The sequence below is a fragment of the Comamonas composti DSM 21721 genome (assembly GCF_000429845.1).
Lineage (GTDB): Bacteria > Pseudomonadota > Gammaproteobacteria > Burkholderiales > Burkholderiaceae_C > Comamonas > Comamonas composti.
The window spans coordinates 88050-110617 of record NZ_AUCQ01000015.1 but is presented as its reverse complement, the minus strand read 5'-3'; the positions used below and the strand labels follow the sequence as shown (position 1 = coordinate 110617).

The window sequence follows — 22568 nt, the reverse complement described above, 5'->3', positions numbered from 1 at the left end:
ACTGCATTCTAAGGGCAGGATATTTTGAATCAATAATTATGAATGATGTACACTGCGGCCTGTTCCAAGCCAGGGACAATATTCACCAGCCTGACATCATGAGACAAGAAAATCCGACAGCGCGGACCGAAGCCGAGTTCGCAGCCTCCGACCTCAAGACCTGGGCCCAAGCGGCAGCCAAGGCGGCTCCCGGAGGGGACGTGGCCGCGCTGAACTGGATCACGCCCGATGGCATCACGGTCAAGCCGCTGTACACGGCCGCCGATATGGCCGATCTGCAGCATGCCGACAGCCTGCCGGGGTTCGAGCCCTATATCCGTGGCCCGCAAGCGACCATGTATGCAGGCCGCCCCTGGACGATTCGCCAATACGCGGGCTTTTCCACGGCCGAGGAATCCAACGCCTTCTACCGCAAGGCGCTGGCTGCCGGTGGCCAGGGCGTGTCTGTGGCCTTCGATCTGGCCACGCACCGGGGCTATGACAGCGATCACCCGCGCGTGACCGGTGACGTGGGCAAGGCCGGCGTGGCCATTGATTCCGTGGAGGACATGAAGATCCTGTTCGACCAGATTCCCCTGGACAAAATCAGCGTCTCCATGACCATGAACGGCGCGGTACTGCCCGTGCTGGCCGGCTATGTGGTGGCAGCAGAAGAGCAGGGCGTGCCTCAGGACAAGCTCTCCGGGACCATTCAGAACGACATCCTCAAGGAGTTCATGGTCCGCAACACCTACATCTACCCGCCTCAGCCCTCGATGCGCATCATCGGCGACATCATCGAGTACACGAGTCAGAACATGCCCAAGTTCAACTCGATCTCGATCTCGGGCTACCACATGCAGGAAGCCGGAGCCAACCAGGCGCTGGAGTTGGCCTTCACGCTGGCCGATGGCAAGGAGTATGTGAAGACCGCGATTGCCAAGGGCATGGACGTGGACGATTTTGCGGGCCGCCTGTCCTTTTTCTGGGCGATTGGCATGAACTTCTACCTGGAGATTGCCAAGATGCGCGCCGCGCGCCTGTTGTGGTGCCGCATCATGAAGGGCTTTGACGCCAAGAAGCCCAAGAGCCTGATGCTGCGCACCCACTGCCAGACCTCGGGCTGGTCGCTGACCGAGCAGGATCCCTACAACAACGTGGTACGCACCACCATCGAGGCCATGGCTGCGGTGTTCGGCGGCACGCAAAGCCTGCACACCAACAGCTTCGACGAGGCGATTGCCCTGCCCACGGAGTTCTCGGCCCGCATTGCGCGCAATACCCAGCTCATCATCCAGGAAGAGACCCATATCACGAATGTGATCGACCCCTGGGCCGGCTCCTACATGATGGAAAAGCTGACCCAGGACATGGCCGACGCGGCCTGGAAGATCATCGAGGAAGTCGAGGCCATGGGCGGCATGACGGCCGCCGTGGACAGCGGCTGGGCCAAGCTCAAGATCGAGGCGGCCGCCGCCGAGAAGCAGGCGCGTATCGATTCGGGCAAGGACGTGATTGTCGGTGTCAACAAGTACAAGCTGGCCAAGGAAGATCCTGTAGATATCCTGGAAGTGGACAACGTCAAGGTGCGCGACAGCCAGATTGCGCGCTTGCAAAATATCAAGCAAAAACGCGATCAAGCGCAGGTGGATCAAGCGCTGGCTGCTCTCACAAGTGCAGCAGAGTCTGGCCAGGGCAACCTGCTGGAGCTGTGCATCCAGGCCATGCGCCTGCGCGCCACCGTGGGCGAGGTCTCGGATGCGCTGGAAAAGATCTTTGGGCGCCACCGCGCCGACACACAAAAGGTGACCGGTGTGTACGCTGCCGCTTACGACTCGGCCGAGGGCTGGGAGAAACTCAAGGGCGAGATCGATCAGGCCTCGCAGCAAATGGGCCGCCGCCCGCGCGTGATGATCGCCAAGCTGGGCCAGGACGGTCATGATCGCGGCGCCAAGGTGGTGGCCACCGCGTTTGCCGACCTGGGCTTCGACGTGGACATGGGCCCGCTGTTCCAGACGCCAGAGGAATGTGCGCGCCAGGCGATCGAAAACGACGTGCACGCCGTGGGCGTGTCGACACTGGCCGCAGGCCACAAGACCCTGGTGCCGGCCATCATCGAGGAGCTCAAGAAGCAGGGTGCCGACGACATCATCGTCTTTGTGGGCGGCGTGATTCCGGCCCAGGACTATGAATATCTCTACAACGCCGGCGTCAAGGGCGTGTATGGCCCGGGCACGGCGATTCCGGCCAGCGCCAAGCATGTGCTTGAACAGATCAAGCAGGCCAATGGTCTTTGAACGGGTAAAGGCGATTTGCGGTGACACCTGAGCAAATGCTGCAAGGCATACTGCATGGCGCCCCGGCCCAGCGCCGTCGCGCCATGGCCAAGGCCATTACCTTGCTGGAATCCACGCGGGCCGATCATCGTGCCCAGGGCGACGAGCTTCTCACGGCCTTGCTGCCGCATACCGGCCAGGCCTTGAGGCTGGGCATCAGCGGCGTGCCGGGCGTGGGCAAGTCCACCTTCATCGAAGCCTTGGGGCTGTATCTCATAGCTCAGGGGTTCAAGGTGGCGGTGCTGGCCATCGACCCGTCCTCCACGGTCTCGGGCGGCTCCATCCTGGGCGACAAGACGCGCATGGAGCAGCTTTCCGTGAACGAGGCCGCCTATATCCGCCCCAGCCCTTCCAGCGGCACGCTGGGCGGCGTGGCCGAGAAGACGCGCGAGGCCATGCTGGTCTGCGAGGCCGCTGGCTATGACGTGGTCATTGTCGAGACCGTGGGTGTGGGCCAGAGCGAGATTGCCGTGCATGGCATGACCGACATGTTCTGCGTGCTGCAGCTGCCCAATGCCGGCGACGATCTGCAGGCCATCAAGAAAGGCGTGATGGAGTTGGCCGACCTGGTGGTCATCAACAAGGCCGATATCGACGCTCATGCGGCCACGCGTGCCCAGGCACAGATCACGTCCAGCCTCAGGCTGCTGGGCATGCATGGCAACCCCGATCATGCCGCGCATGGTGCACTGTGGCAGCCCCGGGTGCTGCAGATCAGTGCCTTGAAAAGCCAGGGCGTGGATGGCTTCTGGAACGCGGTGCGCGACTATCGCCAGCTGCAGACCGACAACGGCCGGCTGCAGGCCAGGCGCGAGAGGCAGTCTCTGGCCTGGATGTGGGAGCGCATCGACGCCGGGCTCAAGCAGGCCTTTCGCCAGCACCCGCAGGTTCAGGCCCTGCTGCCCGAACTGCAGGTCGAGGTCGCTGCAGGCCGGGTGGCGGCCAGCACTGCAGCAAGAAATCTGCTGCTAGCGCAGACCCAGTCTGTGCCAGCAGCTCATTGAACAATAGCAATCACTGAGACAAACAACGACAGCGGTAGAGGACAGTCATGCAAGACATTCTGAGTCAGTTGCAAGCCAAGCGCGAACTTGCGCGCCTTGGCGGCGGGCAAAAACGCATCGATGCCCAGCACAAAAAGGGCAAGCTCACGGCGCGCGAGCGCATCGAACTGCTGCTGGACGACGGCACATTCGAGGAGTGGGACATGTTCGTGGAGCATCGCTGCACGGACTTCGGCATGGAAGGCAGCAAGATCCCCGGTGACGGCGTGGTCACCGGCTACGGCATGATCAATGGCCGCCTGGTGTTTGTCTTCAGCCAGGACTTCACGGTGTTCGGCGGCGCGCTGTCGGAAACCCATGCCGAGAAGATCTGCAAGGTCATGGACCAGGCCATGAAGGTGGGCGCTCCCGTGATCGGCCTGAACGACTCGGGCGGTGCCCGCATCCAGGAAGGTGTGGCCTCCCTGGGTGGCTATGCCGATGTGTTCCAGAAGAACGTGCTGGCCTCGGGCGTGGTGCCGCAGATCTCCATGATCATGGGCCCCTGCGCCGGTGGCGCCGTGTACTCGCCGGCCATGACCGACTTCATCTTCATGGTCAAGGACAGCAGCTATATGTTCGTGACCGGCCCCGAAGTGGTGAAGACTGTGACCCACGAAGAGGTGACGGCCGAAGAGCTGGGCGGTGCCGTGACCCACACCAGCAAGAGTGGCGTGGCCGATATGGCCTTTGACAACGATGTCGAGGCGCTGATGATGCTGCGCCGCCTCTACAACTACCTGCCGCTGAACAACCGCGAAAAAGCACCTGTGCGCGAGTCCACCGACCCGGCACACCGCGCCGATCTGTCGCTCGATACCCTGGTGCCCGAGAATCCCAACAAGCCCTATGACATGAAGGAGCTGATTCTCAAGACCGTGGACGACGGCGACTTCTTCGAGCTGCAGCCCGACTACGCCAAGAACATTCTGATCGGCTTTGCGCGCATGGCCGGCCAGACCGTGGGCATTGTGGCCAACCAGCCCCTGGTGCTGGCGGGCTGCCTGGACATCAAGAGCTCCATCAAGGCCGCGCGCTTTGTGCGTTTTTGCGATGCCTTCAACATCCCCGTGGTCACCTTTGTGGACGTGCCCGGCTTCATGCCCGGGACCTCGCAGGAGTACGGCGGCATCATCAAACATGGCGCCAAGCTGCTCTACGCCTATGCCGAGTGCACCGTGCCCAAGATCACCGTCATCACCCGCAAGGCCTATGGCGGCGCCTATGACGTGATGGCCTCCAAGCATTTGCGCGGTGACGTCAACCTGGCCTGGCCCCAGGCCGAGATCGCCGTGATGGGCGCCAAGGGTGCTGTGGAAATCATCTTCCGCGAAGACAAAAACGACCCCGTCAAGCTGGCCGCGCGTGAAGCGGAATACAAGGAGCGCTTTGCCAACCCCTTTGTGGCCGGCGCACGCGGCTTTATCGACGACGTCATCCTGCCGCACGAAACGCGCAAGCGCATCTGCCGTTCTCTGGAAATGCTGAAGAACAAGCAACTGGAGAACCCCTGGCGCAAGCACGGGAACATTCCTTTGTAAGAACAAGAAGAACGAGGAGATACGTAGATGTTTACCAAAATCCTGATCGCAAATCGGGGCGAGATCGCCTGCCGTGTCATCGCCACCGCCCGCAAGATGGGCATTGCCACCGTGGCCGTCTATTCGGACGCCGACAAGGACGCCCGCCATGTGAAGCTGGCCGATGAGGTCGTGCACATTGGCGCAGCGCCCAGCCGTGAGTCCTACCTGGTGGCCGACCGCATCATCGCGGCCTGCAAATCCACCGGTGCCCAGGCCGTGCACCCCGGCTACGGCTTTCTGTCCGAGAACGAGGCCTTTGCCAAGCGCTGCGAGGAAGAGGGCATTGCCTTTATCGGCCCCAAGGCGCATTCGATTGCCGCCATGGGCGACAAGATCGCCTCCAAAAAGCTGGCGGGTGAGGCCAAGGTCAACACCATCCCCGGCTACAACGACGCGATCGAGAACGCCGAAAAGGCCGTGGCCATCGCCAAGGGCATTGGCTACCCCGTGATGATCAAGGCCTCGGCCGGTGGCGGTGGCAAGGGCCTGCGCGTGGCCTATAACGACAAGGAAGCACTGGAAGGCTTTACCGCCTGCCAGAACGAGGCCCGCAACAGCTTTGGCGACGACCGCATCTTCATCGAGAAGTTTGTGCAGGAGCCGCGCCACATCGAAATCCAGATTCTGGGCGACAGCCACGGCAACGTGGTGTATCTGAACGAGCGCGAGTGTTCCATCCAGCGCCGCCACCAGAAGGTGATCGAGGAAGCGCCTTCGCCCTTCATCAGCGACGCCACCCGCAAGGCCATGGGCGAGCAGGCCGTGGCCCTGGCCAAGGCCGTGAAGTACCAGTCCGCCGGCACGGTGGAATTCGTGGTCGGCAAGGACCAGGACTTTTACTTCCTGGAAATGAACACCCGTCTGCAGGTGGAGCACCCGGTGACCGAGTGCATCACCGGCCTGGACCTGGTGGAGCAGATGATCCGCGTGGCGGCCGGCGAGCCGCTGTCCTTCACCCAGGCCGATGTGAAGCGCGATGGCTGGGCCATCGAGTGCCGCATCAACGCCGAAGACCCGTTCCGCAACTTCCTGCCCTCCACGGGCCGCCTGGTGCGTTTCCAGACGCCCGAGCAAACCATGTGGCAGGCCGACACCACCCACCTGAACGGCGTGCGTGTGGATACCGGCGTGTTCGAAGGCGGCGAGATTCCCATGTTCTACGACTCGATGATCGCCAAGCTCATCGTGCACGGCAAGGACCGCAACGACGCCATCGCCAAGATGCGCGAGGCCTTGAACGGCTTTGCCATTCGCGGCATCAGCTCCAATATTCCGTTCCAGGCTGCGCTGCTGGCCCACCCCAAGTTTGTCAGCGGGGAATTCAACACCGGCTTTATCGCCGAGCACTACAGCCACGGCTTCCATGCCGAGGATGTGCCTCACAGCGATCCCGGATTTCTGGTCGCGCTGGCCGCGCACATGAACCGCCGCTATCGCGCGCGCGCGGCCACCATCAGCGGCCAGGTGCGCGGGCATGAGCTCAAGATCGCGGGCGATTACTGCGTGGTGGTCCTGGGGGCGGATGGCCAGCATGCATACCACGCCGTGCAGGTCGCGGGCTGCGAAGGCGATGCGAACAGCGTGCTTGTCGATGGCAAGACCTATGCCTTCGAGAGCCATACGCCCATGCGCGCCATCTGCGTCCAGGGCCAGTGCAATGGCCTGCCGTTCACGGCCCAGGTGGAGCGCGGCACGGGCAAGAATCCGCTGGCGCTGCGCGTGATTCACAACGGCACGCAAATCGAGGCGCTGGTGCTGTCGCCGCGCGGGGGCGAGTTGCACCGGCTCATGCCTTACAAGGCGCCGCCGGATCTCTCCAAGTTCCTGCTCTCGCCCATGCCGGGCCTGCTGGTCGAGGTGGCCGTACAGCCAGGGCAGAAGGTGCAGGCCGGCGAGAAGCTGGCCGTCATCGAGGCCATGAAGATGGAGAACATCTTGTTCGCCTCCCAGGATGGCGTGGTCAGCAAGGTCTCTGCAGGCAAGGGCGACTCTCTGGCCGTGGACGATGTGATTCTCGAATTTGCATGAAACCCCGTCCGTTGGCCTGAGGGCAGGAGTGCGCTCCAGGCAATGAAATTGGCATGAAAATAGCTTCTAGCCCTTGTCTATCAAGCGCCGGAAGCTATTTTTTTTGAGAGCGATTTAGGGATGTATCGGGGCCACGGCGGCCGAGGCGACGTCAACAGAGGTCATGCCGTACACACTGCAGCCCCAGCTTCCCTCGATGGGAAAAGAGGCCCTGCCGGCAAGGGCTCAGGCCGGAGATTCAGGCTTGCTAACACAAGCCTTGAGTACTGCCTGCGGTTTAGCGCCTTGTCTCAAACGCAACCCTGCGGTTTGCTGGGTTGTGTTGGCCGCTCTTAGAACGTGTTTACGATCTCTACGCTGCCGCGTTGGAGCGCAATCGGGATGAGTTCAAAGCGATGGGGCGCAGCTTGCACCGGGGTGCAAGCAAGCCACAGCGCGAAGAAATCGCCCGATTTCGCTCCACCCCTTCGGGCCAGTGCCTTTGCGGGCGGTCTACAGCGTTGCGAATCCTCGCAATAGCACAGCTATTGCTGCGGTATCGCGCCTTGTATCCCATCCCGCACAGACACTGGCGCGGCACCGAGGAGATCGTAAACACGTTCTTAGATGCAATCGCCTTGGGAATGTGGCAAAGACGATGCACGTGGTCCGGCGGGCTTAGCTGCTCTTTCTCACGATCAGTTCATAGCCGAGATCGATCCGGGTCTGCTCCACTTCATCGCCGCGCATGAGCTGCAGCAGCATCTGCGCCGCTTCGCGGCCTATGCTTTGGCGCGGCGTGCGTATGGTGGTCAGCGGGGGCAGCATCTGATCGCTGCCGGCCAGGTCGTTAAAGCCCGCAAGCGCGACCTGCCCAGGGACATCGATGCCCAGCCGCAAGGCCTCCAGCAAAGCGCCTTGGGCAATGTCGTCGTTGCAGAAGAACATGGCATCGGGCTTGAGAGCCAGAGCCGCGTTGAACAACTGGGCTCCGAGGGCCATGGAGGTCGGCTGCGGCCAGAGCAGCTCCAGCGTCTGGTCGTAGACGCCGGCTTCGCGCAAGGCATTGCGGTAGCCTTCGGCACGCTGCATGACGCGTACATCAAGCTGGCCTGCGCAGAACACAATGCGCCGGCGCCCGCCGGCCAGCAGATGGCGCGTGATGTCTGCGCCGGCATCGGTCTGGGAAAAGCCCACGCAAGGCGTGCCGGCGCGATCGCTGAGCTCCATCAGGTGTACGCAGGGCACCTTGCTTGCCGCGAGCAGCTTTTCCGCGCCCGGACTGTGGTTCAGTCCCGTGAGCAGCAGGCCTGCAGGGCGCAGCGGCAGATAGGTGCGCAGCAGCAGCTCTTCCTCGGCCGTGTCGTAATGGGTCACGCCGATCAGCGCCTGATAGCCGGCCTTGAACAAGACCTGGTGCACGGCTTCGAGCAGATCCACGAACAAGGTGTTGGACAGCATGGGCACGAGTACCAGCACCTGCGAGCTTTTTTGCGAGGCCAGGGCGCGGGCCGCCGGGTCGGGCACATAGCCGAGCTCATCGGCCGCGGCACGTATCTTTTCCACCAGACCTGGGGCCACGCGCCGCTCGCCGCGCAACGCGCGCGACACCGTCATGGCGCTCACGCCGCAGGCCTGGGCCACGTCGGCCAGAGTGATGCGTCCGGTGGCACGCGATGAGCGCGTGCGGCCCGCAGCCGGGGCAGGAAGAGGGGACTCGGAAGAGGAATGGGCCATTGCTAGGGAAGAGTAAGGGAATTTCCTAGGTCAGCAGCAGGTGTTTTATTCGATATGATAGCGCTAACCGGTTGATTCATATTGTTTGTTTCAGAGTGTAGAGCAGACATGTGGTTCATGTGATAACAACATCAAGCAACCCCAGGTTGCTCATTTTTCAAATCCGATGGATAGCGCTAACAATTCAACCGTTCAAAGCTCGGAAATAACGGCACTGGTGGTCATGGGGGTGTCCGGCTGCGGCAAATCCAGCGCCGCCCAGGTCTTGTCGCAAGCACTTGGATGGCGTTTGCTCGAAGGTGATGCCTATCACACCGAGGCCAGCATTCTCAAGATGCGCTGCGGTGTTGCGCTGACCGATGCCGACAGAGAGGTCTGGTTGCAGCGTCTGGTGAGCCTGCTGCAGCAAGACGGGCAGGAGAGGGGGGCAGAGACCAGCTGTGGCAGGAGAGGTCTGGTGCTGACCTGTTCTGCGCTCAAGCGCAAATATCGTGAGCAGTTGCGTGCGGCCCGTCCCGGTGTGGGCTTTGTGTTCCTCGATCTGGACTTCGCCACGGCCCTGGAACGCGTGCGCCAAAGGCCGGCCCATTTCTTCTCCCCCGATCTGGTAGCCAGCCAGTTCGCCACGCTGGAGCGCCCCGAGGATGAGCCGAATGTGCTGCGCCTGGATGCAGGGCTGAGCCTGGAGCAGATTGCACACCTCTCCCGCAGCTGGCTGGCCGCAGGGCAGGTTGCGGGAGAGAAACCGATGGAAACAGGAGCTCGGCCCTGAGACCGAATATTGCCTGGGAGAGACGGATCGGCGCCTGAGCCTCGGGGCCGGATCCGCTGTCCGCCTGCACATGCAGGCCGCATACATGCCAGGCATGGACACAACGCACGGAGAGAAAACCTATGAAGACACAACAGGCCATGGCCGCCAAGCCTTTGTGGCAGCGTCTGGCAGAAGGGCTCATGGTGCTGGCTCTGGCCGGCATGGTGGTCGCCGTTTTTGTGAATGTGGTGCTGCGCTATCTGTTCCACACCAGCATCGTTTCCTATGAGGAGATTTCGCGCCTGCTCTTTGTCTGGCTGGTGGCTGTGGGCGCGATTGTGGCGGCCTACGAAGGCAGCCACCTGGGCTTTGACATGCTGACCTCGCGTCTGGGTCCAGGCCCGGCGCGGCTGCTGTTCTGGATTTCGCAACTGCTGATCACGGTCTGCATGCTGCTGCTGCTGTGGGGCGGCTGGGCCCAGGTCCAGGCCGGGCTTGACAGCTTCAGCACCGTGCTCGGCTACCCGCTGGCCCTGGGGGTGGGCGCCATCGTGGTGCTGGCCCTGGGCCTGCTGGCGGTGGTGTTGCGCGATGTGCGGCGAGGCCCCGTGGCCCAGCAGCATCCGGCCATGGACATCGAGTAGGAGCCGGCAATGCTTGTCACTTTCATCTTTCTTTTCGTGCTCATAGGCGGCATGGTCATCGGCATGCCCATTGCCCATGCCCTGCTGCTCACGGGCGTGGTCCTGATGTGGCATCTGGACTTTTTCGACACCCAGTTGCTGGCGCAGAACCTGCAGGCAGGCTTCGACAATTTTCCCTTGCTGGCCGTGCCGTTCTTTATTCTGGCCGGCGAGCTCATGAATGCTGGCGGCCTGTCGCGGCGCATCATCGATCTGGCCGGGGCTTATGTCGGCCATATACGCGGTGGCCTGGGCTATGTGGCCATTGGTGCTGCGGTTTTGCTGGCCTCCATGAGCGGCTCGGCGATTGCGGACACGGCGGCGCTGGCCACCATTTTGCTGCCCATGATGCGCGAGCAGAAATACCCGGACAGCTACAGCGCTGGCTTGATGGCATCGGGCGGCATCATCGCGCCCATCATTCCGCCGTCCATGCCTTTCGTGATCTATGGCGTGACGACCAATACCTCGATCAGCAAGCTGTTTCTCTCGGGCGTGGTGCCGGGTCTGATCATGGGCGTCTTCCTGATCTTTGCCTGGTGGTGGATAGCGCGCAGCCATGATCTGGCGCCCGGCCCGCGCGTGCCCTGGGGGCAGAGGCTCAAGGCGCTGGCGCAGAGCTTCTGGGCCATGATGATGCCGGTCATCATCCTCGGCGGTCTGCGCGGCGGCATCTTCACGCCTACCGAAGCCGCTGTCGTGGCAGCCGTCTATGCCTTGTTCGTGTCCATGGTGGTCTATCGCGAAATGAGCCTGGCCAGGCTGTACGAGGTTTTTCTGGCCGCAGCCAAGACCACGGCTGTGGTCATGTTCCTGTGCGGCGCAGCCACGGTCACGGCCTACATGATCACCCTGGCCGACCTGCCGAACATGCTGGCCGATACCTTTGCCGGCGTGCTTGGAAATCCAATGCTGTTCATGGCCTTGATGATGCTGTTTCTGCTGGTCGTGGGCACGGCCATGGACCTCACGCCCACGATCTTGATCTTCGGCCCCGTGTGCGCTCCGCTGGCGGTCAAGGCGGGAATCGATCCCGTGTACTTCGGCTTCATGTTCATCTACGTGGGCTGCATAGGCTTGATCACGCCGCCCGTGGGCACGGTGCAGAACGTGGTGGCCGGCGTGGGCCGGCTGCGCATGGAGACCGTGATCAAGGGGACGACGCCATTTTTGCTGGCCTATCTGCTGCTGGCCGTGCTGCTGGTGATCTTTCCCCAGATCGTAATGGCGCCTTTGGCGTGGATGCATTGAGTATGGGTTACCCCCTGAGCCGCTTCGCGTCTTCCCCTGGAAGGGAGGGGCGACAGCCTTGCCTGAGGGGGCCCAGGCGGCCCTTGCTTCGTGCCAGCCAAGGTGGGGCATGCGGCATGAGCGGTGGCACCCATGACCGAAGAAATAAAGTTTTCCCTGCACGTCACCCTGTTCTCTTACAACCAAGGAGATGAAGATGCGTATTTCATTTGCTCTTGCCGGCCTGATGGCCGCTGTCGCCAGCCTGGGCTTTGCCGGCCTGGCCCAGGCTCAGGATTTCAAGCCGCGTCTGGTGCGCTTTGGTTATGGTCTGGTCGATGATTCCAACCAGGGGCGGGCTGTGCGCCTGTTCGCCCAGGAGGTGGAAAAGGCCTCGGGTGGCAAGATGAAGGTTCGGGCCATAGGCAATGCCGCCCTGGGCTCGGACACGCAGATGCAGCAGGCCTTGATCGGCGGCGCGCAGGAGATCATGGTGGGCTCCACAGCCACGCTGGTCGGCCTGTCACAGGCCATGGCGGTCTGGGATACGCCTTTTCTGTTTGCCAACACCAGGGAGGCCGATGCCGTGCTTGACGGCCCCGTAGGCGAAAAGGTCAAGGCCACGCTGGAGGCCAAGGGCCTGGTCGGTCTCGTGTACTGGGAGAACGGCTTTCGCAATCTGACCAACAACAAGCGCCCGATCACCCGGCTGGAGGACCTGTCGGACATCAAGCTGCGCGTGATGCAGAACAATGTCTTCATCGACAGCTTCAAGGCCCTGGGCGCGAATGCCGTGCCCTTGCCATTCTCGGAACTGTTCACGGCGCTGGAGACCAGAGCGGTCGACGGGCAGGAGAACCCCTTCAACACCGTGATCTCCAGCAAGTTCTACGAGGTGCAAAAATACCTGACTGTCTCCAACCATGTGTACAGCCCATGGATAGTCACCGTGAGCAAGAAATGGTGGGATCAGTTGTCCGAAGCCGAGAAGGCCGTGCTCAAGAATGCGGCCATCAAGAGCCGTGAGTTCGAGCGCAAGGACACGCGCGAGGAGGCCGCCAGGGCCCTGGCCGAAATCAAGGCCAAGGGCATGCGGGTCAATGAACTGTCTGCAGCCGAGACTGCCCGGATGCGCGACAAGCTGGCTGCCATCAACGCCGGCATCGCCAACAGCGTAGGGCAGACTTACTGGGACGAAGTTCAGGCCGCAGTGCGGCAGCTTCGTTCCAAGAAATAAGAGCGTGTTCACGCTCTAAGAGAAATCTGCTTGAAGCGCTTATGGGGAGGGCGCTGACAGCTACTGAAACAGAAGCAAGAGCCTTGCTTCAAAGGAAGCCAGCATGAGTCTCATACATCCCGTCGTCGAACGGGTGACGTTGCGCATCATCGAGCGCAGCGCTCCCGGGCGGCAAGCCTACCTGGAACGTCTGGAGCAGATGGCCCAGCGCGCTCCTGCCGCCCAGAGCCTGGGCTGTGCCAATGTGGCCCATGCGTTTGCGGGCCTGCCCGGCGCAGACAGGATTCGCATCGTCGAGCAGAAAGGGCCCAACGTCGGCATCGTCACCGCCTATAACGATGTGCTCTCGGCCCATGCACCGCTGGCCGCCTATCCGGAAATCCTCAAGGACCAGGCGCGTCGGCATGGCGCCACGGCCCAGGTGGCTGGAGGCGTGCCCGCCATGTGCGATGGCGTGACCCAGGGTGCGCCGGGCATGGAGCTGTCCCTTTTCAGCCGCGATGCCATCGCCATGGGCACGGCCATAGCCCTGTCCCATGATGTATTCGATGCGGCTCTTTTGCTGGGCGTGTGCGACAAGATCGTGCCCGGGCTTTTGATCGGTGCCTTGCACTTCGGCCATCTGCCCGTGGTCTTTTTGCCGGCGGGGCCCATGGGCACCGGGCTTTCCAACAGCGAGAAAGCCAAGGTGCGCGAGCAGGCCGCGCAAGGGCTGGTCGGGCGCAGCGAACTGCTGGCCGCCGAATCCGCGGCCTACCACGGCCAGGGCACGTGCACCTTTTATGGCACGGCCAACAGCAACCAGATGCTGCTTGAAGCCATGGGGCTGCATGTGCCTGGCACGGCCTTCATCCCGCCGGGCAGCAAGGCGCGCGAGCTGCTCACTCGTGAGGCCATGGACAGTGCGCTGGCCATTACCCGTCAGCGGCGCTTTGCGCCCATTGGGCGCGTCGTGGACGAGCGCTGCATCGTCAACGCCATGGTGGCCCTGCTGGCCACGGGGGGCTCGACGAATCACCTGATTCACTGGGTGGCCGTGGCGCGTGCGGCAGGCATCATCATCGACTGGAATGATTTCTCGGAGCTCTCGGCCGTTGTGCCTTTGCTGGCCCGCGTCTATCCGAACGGCCAGGCTGACGTCAATCAGTTCCAGGCTGCAGGTGGCCCGGGCTTTGTGATCGGCGAATTGCTGGGCGCAGGCCTCATGCATGGCGATGTGCTGACCGTGCATGCCGACGGCTTGAAGGCCTATGCACGGATACCTGAGCTTCAGGGCGAGACACTCGCATGGCATGAGGTCGGGGCTTCGGGCGACGACAGCGTGCTGCGCCCGGTGCAGCAGCCGTTCAGCCCCACAGGCGGGCTCAAGCTGCTGGATGGCAACCTGGGCCGCTCCGTGATCAAGATCAGTGCGGTGCCAGAGGATCGCCATGTGGTCGAGGCGCCTGCGCGGGTGTTCGACTCTCAGGAGGAATTGCTGCAGGCCTTCAAAACCGGCGAGCTGCAGAGTCTGTGCGAATCCCATGCCTCTCGCGGTCTGGTCTGCGTGGTGCGCTGGCAGGGCCCGCGCGCCAACGGCATGCCGGAGCTGCACAAGCTCACGCCGCCGCTGGCGGTTCTGCAGTCCAAGGGGCTGCATGTGGCCCTGGTCACGGACGGGCGCATGAGCGGTGCTTCGGGCAAGGTGCCTGCCGCCATCCATGTCTGGCCCGAGGCCAGCGTGGGGGGGCCGCTGGCGCGCGTGCGCAACGGCGACCTGCTGCGCCTGGACGCCGTGGCCGGCACCCTGGGCGTGCTGGTGGATGCGGACGAGTGGAGCCGCCGCCAGCCCGATGCCATGCCCCGGGGCCTGCGCGAGGCGAATCAGCATGGCTTTGGCCGCGAGCTGTTCGCGGGCATGCGCCACCTGGCTTTGTGTGCAGAACAAGGAGCTTGTACATGGATGATCGATTGACTGCCCTGACCGTCATGCAGGACGGTCCTGTAATCCCCGTCATCGTGCTCGACAACGAAGCCTATGCCGTGCCCTTGGCCCGGGCACTGGTTGCGGGCGGCATTCGAGTGCTCGAGGTCACCTTGCGCACTCCCCAGGGCCTGGCCTGCATCGAGGCCATGGCCCGTGCCGTGCCCGAAGCCCTGGTCGGCGCGGGCACGGTGCGCAGCGCAGCCGATGCGCGTGCTGCGGCCGATGCCGGAGCGCGCTTTGCCGTGAGCCCCGGCTATGCCAGCAGCCTGGGCCAGGCCTGTGCGGATCTGGGCTTGCCGCTGCTGCCCGGTGTGGCCACGGCCAGCGAGGTCATGGCTGCGCTGGCCGACGGCTTCAACGAGCTCAAATTCTTCCCGGCCCAGCAGGCCGGTGGTGTGGCCATGCTGCGCGCCTGGCAGGGACCGTTTGCCGACGTGCGCTTTTGCCCCACGGGCGGCATCTCGGCGGCGAACGCTCCAGAGTTCCTGGCGCTCTCCAATGTGGTCTGCGTGGGCGGCTCATGGCTGGTGCCACACCAGGCCATGGCCCAAGGCGATTGGGAGCGCATCAGCCTGCTTGCACGCGAAGCCCGGGGCCTGGCGCGCCTGGATGTGCATTGAGCGAATCGCGGCCAGACCTTTGGCTGGCTTGCGTTCTTACTTGCGCTTGGCGCAGGTATTGATGCCCAGCAAAGGGTAGGCCGGACAGAAGCCGGCGAATGCCGTGAGCAAGGGCAGGATGCCGAGCCAGCCCCACCAGCCCGCTGTGCCGGTAGCGGCCAGGGCCATGAGTGCGAGGCCGAGGATTGCGCGAACTGCGCGGTCAAGACTTCCCATATTGGCTTTCATGAAGCTCTCCTGTGCTGTGGTGTAGGGACGCTCGTAAACACGTTCTCAGGCACTGACGGGTGCCTGCAGTGCTGCAAACTCGTCATAGGCGGCCAGGGCGCGAGCCGAATACATGAGCGAAGGGCCGCCGCCCATATAGACCGCAAGACCCAGGGCCTCGGCGACTTCTGCGCGCGTGACGCCGAGCTTGACCAGGGCCTGGCTGTGAAAGCCCAGGCAGGGGTCGCAACGCACGCCGACCGACAAGGCGATGGCGATCAACTCCTTGGTCTTGGCGTCAAGTGCGCCGGGCTTGGTCGCAGCCTGGGCCAGGCTGGAAAATCCGCGCAGACTTTCCGGGATTTCCGCACGCAACTGGGCTAGCTGGGCCGAGGTTTGCTGGGTGAGTTCCTTGTAGCTGATGCTCATATCATTCCTTTGAATAAATCACCAAAAACAGGTGTAGCCCTTGCAGAGCAAGCGCTTCTAGCTATGAAAAAAGACGGTCTTATGACAGTTGCTGGCAAGCTGTATGCAATTTTGTTTTAATTATTTAGCTAATTAGTTAAATAGTCAATAAGCTATGATCAAGCTCTGTCGTCGGATAGACGAGAACTTGTTCTTGCATGGAGAAACCGATGAAACAAATGCCGCCCGAAGCCCTGGAGCAGGTTGCTGCCTATTTCCAGGTGCTGGCCGAACCGACGCGGCTGCGGATTCTGAATCTGCTGAGCGAAGGGGAGCTCAACGTCGGTGAGCTGGCCCAGGCCTGTGGCTACACGGCGGCCAATACCTCGCGCCATCTGTCCTTGATGACCAAACATGGTCTGGTTGCGCGCGAGACCCGGGGGACGGCCGTGTACTACAGCCTGGGCGACGAGTCCGTGCATGCGCTGTGCGACTTGGTCTGCGGCAATATCGCTCGCCGCCTGGAGCGCGATGCGGGTGCACGTGCGGCCTTTGCCAAGCTGCGCTAGCTGCGCTGACTGGCGCACAATAGGTGCTTTGGCGGCTTGGCCCAGGAGGTCAAGACCAGCCCCGAATGCCCGGCCCGGGCTTTTTTTCTTGGCTTTGCGCGACTTGTCTCTCATCACTTCTCCCCGGCCTGGCCTGCATGCTCTTGGTCTTCGTCAATGGCTGGGCCTGATTGCCGGCCTGGTGTTGCTGCTCGATGCCCTGGTGCTCATGGCCTATGGCATGTTCAATCTGGGCGTGACCTTGCCTGCGGCCCTGGGCCTGCTGCTCGTGGTTTCCAGTCTCGGGCACCGGGCCATTGCTGGCTGGCTGGACAAACGCCCGGCCTGGCGCAGGGCCTGGCGCCTTTCATGGCTGGGGTTGGGGCTCTGGCTGCTCAGCCTGCTGCTCTTCTGGGGCTTTTTGCTGTTGCACATCGACCGTGGTTGGGACGACGGGGCACCGGTACAGGCCGTGCTGGTGCTGGGCAGTGCCACGCGGGACGGGCAGCCTTCCACGACGCTGGCGCAACGCCTGGATGTGGCTGCTGCCGTCGCGGAACGCCAGCCCCAGGCGCTGGTGCTGGTCAGCGGTGGCGTGGACTTCGGTGAAAAAGAGAGCGAGGCTGCCGTCATGGCCCGTTATCTGATCGAGCGCCATGGCCTGGCGCAAGACCGTCTGCTGCTCGAGCAGGCCAGCACCAGCACGGCGCTCAATCTCGCCTTGAGCCTGCCTTTGCTCCAGCAAAGAGGCCTGGCGGCGGATGCACCCATGGCCCTGGTCACAAGCGACTTTCATACGCTGAGAGCGCTCTGGATAGCCAGACGCAATGGTTATGTCCATGTGCGGGCGCTGGGTGCACCCACGCCGCTTTCCATACGCGCCAATGCCTGGCTGCGCGAGTACTTTGCGGTACTCAGCGGCTGGCTGCTGGGCGAGTTCTAATCAGCCGGTTCACGCCAGCCTTCTATGCCATACCCTCGCATGACCGATGGATCTGGCAAATGCACTGACGGCGCAGGTCCATGATTTCAAAAACCGCCGCCCTGTCCAGGACGGCAATCTACAAAGGAGCAAGTCTTGAGCAATACACAGCGTCCCTTCAAGGTTCTGGGCATTCAGCAGGTCGCGATTGGCGGCACCGACAAGCAGCGCATGAAGCGCCTGTGGGTGGACATGCTGGGGCTGAGCCAGACAGGAACCTTCCAGAGTGAGCGTGAGAACGTGGATGAAGACATTCTGGCCATGGGCCGAGGGGTCTACCAGGTCGAAGTGGACATCATGCAGCCCCTGGATCTGGACAAAAAGCCTGCGGTCCACACGACGCCGCTCAATCACATCGGTCTGTGGATAGACGATCTGCCCAGGGCCGTGGAGTGGCTTACGGCCCAGGGCGTGCGCTTTGCGCCTGGAGGCATACGCAAGGGTGCGGCAGGCCATGACATCTGCTTTCTGCACCCCAAGAGCAATGACGAGTTCCCGGTGGCAGGTGAGGGCGTGCTGATCGAGCTGGTCCAGGCTCCGGCAGACGTGATTGCGGCTCTGGGCTGAGCGGCTCAACAAGGCCGCGTCGCGGCAGGACCCAGCGTGTCAGTGCCTGGTCTGCTCCACGGTTCTGGGCTGGCCGCTCTTTCCGGGGAAGTCCTGCAGCAAGGCCTCGATCATGTAAGGCATGACGGCGCTGAGCTGCTCCTCTGTGCCGCGGCTTTTCACCTCGCCCTGGTACAGGCGCAAAGGCCTGCCTTCGCTGTCTTTGGCCTTGTTGTCGAGAATCTCGACCTGGAGAAAGCGTGCGTAGACGGTATCCGTTCGGGTCGTGGATCCTATGACCCCATAGCTGGGGGTGTTGTAGGTGGTTGAGGAAAAGTTCGAGCCCTTGGCCGAACGATTCACCTGGCCGTAAGTGTGGGACGAGGCAATCCCTGTCTGCCCGACGATGGGGACCGAAGAGACCTGGGTGCGACCTTTGTCGATGCCATAGCGCACCAGCACCGCGTACTGGGCCTTGTCGGCGCTGGCCTGCTCCATGCCGTAGCGCATCAGGCCCGAGGCGAGCTCCTGGGCGTAGGTCTTGTATTCAAGATCGTTCTTTTGCTCATTGCGTGGTGCAAGCGCAAAAGTGCGGCCCTTGATGTTCTCAAGCTCATGGAACACGGACACCTGGGAGCGGATCGGGGTCGAGCAGGCCGCAAGCAAGCTGCAGGCGAGCGCAACGGATGCAATCTGGAAAACTTTCATCTGACTGATTTCTCCTGTAGAGAAAATGTAGCAGACGCCCCATGGGCCCAGGGCCATCGCATCTCAAAACCGATACCGTCAAGCGCTCAAGCTGGGGGTAGATGCAATCGCCCTGCCTATGGGCAGGACACGTTCTCATCTGTGCCTGCCTTGGCGCGTCTTTCTGGCAAGACGCCTGGCACTTTGAACCAGGCCCGTGGCGCTCAGCATCAGGCCGCCGAGGCTCATGACGATCATGAAGACATCCCAGAGCGGGCGACGGGAGAGCAGGGGTAGCCAGTCCCAGCTGTGCAGCAAGGCAAACAGCCAGCGCCAGGCGCGCTGGCCGCGATCGAGCCGCCCCAGGACCTGGCCTGTGTGTGCATCCACATGTACCCAGGTTTGCGCAGCATCGCCAAACACCAGGCGCAGCACGGGCAGGGGCTTGTCATGGCCGCCTGTCATGCTGTGATCGGCGCGTGCGTAATAGTAAAAATCGTAGTCCTCAAGCCGGTCGCTGCGCAGCAGCGGTGCGTCTAGCAAGCGCAGCCCTGCAGTCCGCAGACTTTCCGGGCTGGGGAGCCAGGGGCTGGCGCTGGAGGTTTCGAACACCAGGGCTTGGCCTTGGGCGCGCCGGATCTGGACCAGATCCTGTCCCGGGGCGCGCATCCAGCGCAGTTCGGCGGCAGGCCCGGTCTGTGCGAGCAGGGATGCAGGCGCAGTATCGGGTGCCATCAACGGCCCCGCCTGCCACTGATCGATCTGGAGCGGCTCGGCGTTGCTGTCAAAGATGCGCCAGGGATTCATGGACATGAGGCCGCTGAAGATCCAGCCGAGCACGAGCAGGCCGAACAGCAGGCCGCCCAGATGGTGCCAGCGCATGAGCCGCCCTGGATAAGGTGTGCGCCGCCCGCTGGCATAGGGCCGCGCGAAGCGCCAGCGCTGCCAGCCCACTAGCAGCCCGGCTGCCGTCAGAGCAATGCCGGCGATGGACAGGCTGTTGACGATGCTCGACCAGTGGTCATCCAGGGCATTGCCGCGGAACATGTACAGCCAGTGCAGCCAGGCCCCCTGATAGTTCCAGCCCCGCTCGGCACGCGTGGCATCGCGCACCACCTCCGCCGTGCGGCCCGAGATATACAGCCGTGTGCCCTGGGCATCGCCCAGGGCCACGTGGTGCAGGGGCCGGTGGGCATCCAGCGCACGCGAATGCGTGAACGCATCTTCGTCGATCGGGCCCAGATACGCGATCTCCAGATGGGCGCGGCTGTGCATGGCTGCATAGACTGCAGCCGACGCCATGGCCTGCTGGGGGCCGATGGCCGTGAGGCGCTGGCCGCTGATGGCGTCCACGGCAATGGCCACCCTGCCGCCTGTCGGCGTGGCGAAATAACTGGGCCGGCCATTGCCTGCATGCAGGCGCAAGTCCTTGAGCGGACCTGGCACTCCGGCCAGCGCAAGTGCCCGGCTTGGTGGCAGCAGCGCAGCCTCGTGCGGCAAGGGTGGCAGGTGCGCGAGTCTTTCGCTTTCACTGAGCTTGGGGTAGCCCACATACAGCATGACCATGCCCGAGACAAACCAGGCCACGAAGAACACGCACAGGCCTATGCCCAGCCAGCGGTGCAGCAGAAAAATCCAGCGCCTGAGTGCGCTGCTCGTCAGGGCCTTCATCAGAACCTCAGCTGGACAGAGACATCGGCCGTGCGTGCCGCGCCCAGATAGGCCATGCCCCGGCTGTCCATGGTCAGCGCATAGGTGCGGTCCGTGGCATTGCGCAGCCGCGCCTGCAGCGAGGCGTTCCTGCTGATGCGATAGCTGAGGCCCAGGTCGAGCAGCGTATAGGCGGGCGCGTAAAAGGTGTTTGCCGAATCACCATAGCTTCGACTCACATGGCGCAGCCCCGCCGTCACCTGGAGCTTGGGGGTGAGCTGGTAGCTGGACCATAGATTGGCCACCTGGCCGGGCGTGCCCACGGGGTGCTTGCCGGCCATGGACTGGCCGGCCTCCCAATAGTCGTCATACCGTGCATCCACATGGCTCCAATCGGCCCGCAGATTCCAGCGCGGCGTCAGCGCCAGGCCAAGCGACAGCTCCAGCCCGCGCGAGGACTGCTGGCCCACGAGCAGCGTCTGCCCCGTGTTCTGCGGGTCCGCGCTTGCCAGGTTGCGCCGCGTGATCTGGTAGAGCGCCAGCGTCGCCGTGCCTTTGTTCTGCCAGAAGCCCAGCTTGCTGCCGAGCTCGAACTGGCGTCCCTTGGTGAGCTCGGTATTGCTCATGAGGGCGGGAAACGCAGCCGTGGTCAGCATGCCCGATGGTGGGTCGGCCGCCGTTGCGTACTGGGCGTAGAGGCTGGCTTCAGCGGAGAGGTCCCAGACCATGCCGATGCGGCCCGTGGTCGGCTGATAGCTGCGCTGAAAGGACGCCGGCGCGCTGGCCGTGACTTCGCGCCGGTTGAAGGCCTCCAGCTCTATGCGCTCATGGCGCAGACTGCTCAGCAGATGCAGGTCCGGCCTCAGGGCCGTGCGGTTTTCCACGAACAAGGCCAGGGTGCCGACCCGGTTCTCGCGCAAGGGTTTGAAGCCTGGCGTCATGCCCGGGATGTCATAGAAGTCTTCGGTCGCGAAGTCGTAGGGGTCGACGGTACTCACTGCGCCCGGGAGACTGTTGGGAAACGAGGTCATGCGGTTCATGCTCAGGTCCAGGCCGAAGGCCCAGTCGCTGCGGCGACCGCCCAGCTCGCCTTGCAGGCTGCCCTCGATGCGGTTGCCTACAAGCCTTTGTTCATGACGCTGCAGATAGGTTTCGGAGCGCTGGACGGCGTTGTTGTCGGGCGTGAACGCATAGACCTCCACATTGCGGTATTCGCGCATGGCGTCATAGGCGTAGAACGTGTTCTTGAACTGCAGCCTGTCGTTCACGCGCCATTCGGTCAGCGAGCGCAGCCACTGCACGCGCTGGGCATACATGCCGTCCATGCTGTTGTAGTTCTTGTCGCGCGTGGCCTCGTCGATTCGGATCTCGCCCAGCATGGGCGCGAGTACGGGTGTTCCCCAGTAGGGGCGGTCCACGCGCTCGTACTGGGCTTCATAGGCCAGGGTATGGCTCAGGCCCGCGCCCAGGTCCGAAAGCAGCGAGGCCGCCAACTGGCTGGACTGGGACTGCTGGCCTTGAACCCCGCTATGGGCCTGGCGATGGTTGAGGTCCAGGCGGAGATGGTGGGCGTTGGCACTGTCCTCAGCGCTGAGCTTGCGGTTCAGCCCCAGGGATGCCTGTTTGAGGCCATGCTCGCCCAGCCGCAACTGGGCCTCGCCAAAGTTCGCGCGCTGGGCCAGCTTGGTGATGTAGTTCAGCGTGCCGCCCACGCCGCCCGCGCCGTACAAGAAGCTGGATGCCCCGCCGACCGCCTCCACGCGCTCGTAAATCCAGCTGTCCACGGGGCGCATCGCAATCGTGTATTGCAGGTTGATGCCGTTGAACAACTGGTTCACGGCTGCGCCCGTAAAGCCCCGGTAACTGACGCTGGTGCTGCCCGGCGCATCATGGGCCGTGACTCCGGGCACGGCCTGCAGTATCTGCTGGGTGTTCTGCGCGTCCATGGCCTGTATGGTGTCGTGCTCGATCACGGACACCGCCGCCGGAGTCTCGCGCAGGGACAGACCCAGTCGGCTCGCACTTTGGCTGCGCAGCCCGAGATCGAATCTGCCCAGGGCCTCTTCGTCCTGGGCCGAGACCTCGACCTGCTCCAGAACCGGTTCGGGCTGACCGGCCTCAGCGGCCGAGGCCCAGGGCGCGGCCAGCATGGCGCAATAAAGACTGCAGACCCAGACTTTTTTGGGATGGCCGGTAGACGGCGCGAAGAGATGGGGACGGGCCTGCGCGCATGCGTGCACGGCCGCCATGGAAGACAGCGGAAAATTCAAAGCCAACTCCTGATCAGGCGCCCTGCAGGCGCGACAAGCCAAGGTGCGGCAAAGGCACCTTTGGGCATGGACTGATGCCCGCATGCGCAAGCGCG

The 22568-nt window shown here is 63.1% G+C and carries 19 protein-coding genes; 13 read left to right on the top strand and 6 right to left on the bottom strand.

The features are described 5' to 3' along the window. Positions 1-98: 98 nt before the first annotated feature. Genes scpA through G486_RS0111060 form a run of 4 tightly spaced genes read left to right on the top strand, consistent with a single transcriptional unit; the run spans position 99 to position 6969 of the window. Positions 99-2276, top strand: coding sequence for a methylmalonyl-CoA mutase (gene scpA / locus G486_RS0111075; RefSeq protein ID WP_027015594.1), 2178 nt, complete (start codon positions 99-101; stop codon positions 2274-2276). Positions 2277-2296: 20 nt separating this feature from the next. Beyond that, entirely contained in the window at positions 2297-3319 is a 1023-nt protein-coding gene (meaB, locus tag G486_RS0111070) for a methylmalonyl Co-A mutase-associated GTPase MeaB (RefSeq protein WP_027015593.1), read from the top strand. A 47-nt stretch (positions 3320-3366) separates the two neighbouring features. After that, positions 3367-4899, top strand: a complete 1533-nt coding sequence (locus tag G486_RS0111065) for an acyl-CoA carboxylase subunit beta (protein WP_027015592.1) — start codon at positions 3367-3369, stop codon at positions 4897-4899. A 27-nt stretch (positions 4900-4926) separates the two neighbouring features. Further along, on the top strand, positions 4927-6969 hold the full coding sequence (locus G486_RS0111060) for an acetyl-CoA carboxylase biotin carboxylase subunit (protein WP_027015591.1): 2043 nt from the start codon (positions 4927-4929) through the stop codon (positions 6967-6969). A gap of 657 nt (positions 6970-7626) precedes the next feature. On the opposite strand, the gene G486_RS0111055 is transcribed toward G486_RS0111060, so the two are convergent. After that, positions 7627-8685: an HTH-type transcriptional regulator GntR gene (locus tag G486_RS0111055; protein WP_027015590.1), complete on the bottom strand. Its 1059-nt coding sequence runs from the start codon at positions 8683-8685 to the stop codon at positions 7627-7629. Positions 8686-8908: 223 nt separating this feature from the next. Here G486_RS0111055 and G486_RS0111050 point away from each other — a divergent pair, with 223 nt between their 5' ends. From G486_RS0111050 to eda, 6 genes are all read left to right on the top strand, one after another. After that, entirely contained in the window at positions 8909-9457 is a 549-nt protein-coding gene (locus G486_RS0111050; RefSeq protein ID WP_051303424.1) for a gluconokinase, read from the top strand. A 122-nt stretch (positions 9458-9579) separates the two neighbouring features. Continuing rightward, complete coding sequence (locus G486_RS0111045) at positions 9580-10083, top strand: TRAP transporter small permease (protein ID WP_027015588.1); 504 nt, start codon at positions 9580-9582, stop codon at positions 10081-10083. 9 nt (positions 10084-10092) lie between these two features. After that, positions 10093-11373 (top strand): TRAP transporter large permease, encoded by a 1281-nt coding sequence (locus tag G486_RS0111040; RefSeq protein WP_027015587.1) that lies wholly within the window; start codon positions 10093-10095, stop codon positions 11371-11373. A 196-nt stretch (positions 11374-11569) separates the two neighbouring features. Then, positions 11570-12589, top strand: coding sequence for a TRAP transporter substrate-binding protein (locus tag G486_RS0111035; protein WP_027015586.1), 1020 nt, complete (start codon positions 11570-11572; stop codon positions 12587-12589). A gap of 103 nt (positions 12590-12692) precedes the next feature. After that, on the top strand, positions 12693-14543 hold the full coding sequence (edd, locus tag G486_RS0111030; RefSeq protein WP_027015585.1) for a phosphogluconate dehydratase: 1851 nt from the start codon (positions 12693-12695) through the stop codon (positions 14541-14543). Further along, complete coding sequence (eda, locus tag G486_RS0111025; protein WP_027015584.1) at positions 14528-15175, top strand: bifunctional 4-hydroxy-2-oxoglutarate aldolase/2-dehydro-3-deoxy-phosphogluconate aldolase; 648 nt, start codon at positions 14528-14530, stop codon at positions 15173-15175. Before edd ends, eda begins: the two co-directional genes overlap by 16 nt. 36 nt (positions 15176-15211) lie before the next feature. Here the strand turns inward: eda and G486_RS0111020 are convergent, their stop codons facing one another. Together G486_RS0111020 and G486_RS0111015 are read right to left on the bottom strand one after the other, a co-directional pair. Beyond that, positions 15212-15403, bottom strand: coding sequence for a YgaP family membrane protein (locus G486_RS0111020; protein ID WP_027015583.1), 192 nt, complete (start codon positions 15401-15403; stop codon positions 15212-15214). A 45-nt stretch (positions 15404-15448) separates the two neighbouring features. Further along, positions 15449-15811, bottom strand: a complete 363-nt coding sequence (locus G486_RS0111015) for a carboxymuconolactone decarboxylase family protein (RefSeq protein ID WP_027015582.1) — start codon at positions 15809-15811, stop codon at positions 15449-15451. A gap of 209 nt (positions 15812-16020) precedes the next feature. Here G486_RS0111015 and G486_RS0111010 point away from each other — a divergent pair, with 209 nt between their 5' ends. The 3 genes from G486_RS0111010 to G486_RS0111000 all read left to right on the top strand — a co-directional run bounded on the left by G486_RS0111010 (position 16021) and on the right by G486_RS0111000 (position 17887). Further along, the gene (locus G486_RS0111010; RefSeq protein ID WP_027015581.1) at positions 16021-16359 is read left to right on the top strand and encodes an ArsR/SmtB family transcription factor; all 339 of its coding nucleotides are present in this window, start codon (positions 16021-16023) and stop codon (positions 16357-16359) included. Positions 16360-16462: 103 nt separating this feature from the next. After that, positions 16463-17281 (top strand): YdcF family protein, encoded by an 819-nt coding sequence (locus tag G486_RS0111005; RefSeq protein WP_245587294.1) that lies wholly within the window; start codon positions 16463-16465, stop codon positions 17279-17281. A 135-nt stretch (positions 17282-17416) separates the two neighbouring features. Further along, a complete protein-coding gene (locus tag G486_RS0111000; RefSeq protein ID WP_027015579.1) occupies positions 17417-17887 on the top strand; it encodes a VOC family protein in 471 nt (156 codons plus the stop codon). Positions 17888-17926: 39 nt separating this feature from the next. Here the strand turns inward: G486_RS0111000 and G486_RS0110995 are convergent, their stop codons facing one another. From G486_RS0110995 to G486_RS0110985, 3 genes are all read right to left on the bottom strand, one after another. Continuing rightward, positions 17927-18574 (bottom strand): DUF4136 domain-containing protein, encoded by a 648-nt coding sequence (locus G486_RS0110995; RefSeq protein WP_027015578.1) that lies wholly within the window; start codon positions 18572-18574, stop codon positions 17927-17929. Between the two features lie 135 nt (positions 18575-18709). Continuing rightward, entirely contained in the window at positions 18710-20224 is a 1515-nt protein-coding gene (locus G486_RS0110990) for a PepSY domain-containing protein (RefSeq protein ID WP_034387345.1), read from the bottom strand. Continuing rightward, complete coding sequence (locus G486_RS0110985; RefSeq protein ID WP_051303429.1) at positions 20224-22452, bottom strand: TonB-dependent receptor; 2229 nt, start codon at positions 22450-22452, stop codon at positions 20224-20226. Before G486_RS0110985 ends, G486_RS0110990 begins: the two co-directional genes overlap by 1 nt. Positions 22453-22568 lie beyond the last annotated feature (116 nt).